Source organism: Streptomyces sp. NPDC104096 (assembly GCF_055584385.1).
The window spans coordinates 1-1,107 of record NZ_JBVJMD010000171.1; the positions used below are offsets into that span (position 1 = coordinate 1).

General features: G+C 62.1%; 1 protein-coding gene. It reads right to left on the minus strand.

Annotated features, from left to right (window positions below; translation table 11 throughout):
• The coding region (locus ACZ60B_RS43050) for an SGNH/GDSL hydrolase family protein (protein ID WP_469397596.1) at window positions 1-812 on the minus strand (812 nt) is incomplete at its 3' end.
• Between the last annotated feature and the right edge of the window lie 295 nt (window positions 813-1,107).

Here is a 1,107-nt window from a genome sequence, read left to right on the forward strand (position 1 = left end):
TCCACCCGCACGATATTGCCGCCCCCCTGCGCCAGCAGACGGTCTTCACTTTGATTATAGAAATCGGTCAGCTGAGCGGCCTGCGCGCTCAGGCTGTCATACGCCGCGATAAGCTGCGCGGCGATCGCCTGCTGCACCTGAGGAATGGCGCTGCCCTGCTTCGCCGCGGCGGCCAACGCCGCGTGGATCGCCTGCGTGCGCGAAGCGTTGTCCGGGGTAGCCACCGAATTAAGCGTGGCATAGGCCGCCTGGATCGCCGCCCCCTGTACCGGCGGCAGCGCCTGCTGAATGATCAGTTCCATCAGCTGCGGCGTGGAGCCGATGTTCGGCACCGTCGGCACGATCACCGTGCCGGCACCGGCGTTCAGCAGCGAATGCACCTGCGCGGCGGCGGCCGCGGCACTGTTATAGGCCACGCCGGGCGCGGTAGCGGCATTCAGCGCCGCCGCCGCCAAATCGTTACCGCCGATCCAGTGAATATACAAACCGTCGCCATCGGCCTGGCCGTTAACCCGATTCAGGTAGCGCTGCACCTGATCCTGGGTGTTGTCGACCGGGTTCAGGCCCGGCACCGCCACGGCGCCGCCGGCGGCGTAGTTTTCACCGCCGTTGTCCGAGGCCACCAGCGCCGCGCCGATGCGTTGCGCCAACGCTTCGTCGTACAGCAGGTGCTGACTGCCGTCATAGGTGAACCGGCCGTTGTTGCCGGTATCGCTCAGGCTATCGCCAAAGACGTACAGTTGATCGTACGCCTGAGCCGGAAGGGTCATACTGCAAAGCAACGCCACTGCAAGCGCCGCCGGGCGGGGCATGCACGTTATTTTTAGAGGCATGAATCGACTCCTGAGAGCCTGCAAATGAAGGCAATGTCGTTTTTATCGTTGGCCGGTTTTCCACCGGCCATGTAGTAACTATTGTCGGCTTTTTCACCACGTCAAGCGGGCTGATGACAAAACAATCAGAGGCTTGCCAAGTTCGGCGCTTCGAGCGATGATTACTGTTCATAAACACAGCATAAGGACAGTCAGGATGGCAGACGAACGTTGCGGTTGGGTGACGGCCGATCCGTTGTATCTCGAGTATCACGACAAGGAATGGGGCGCGCCC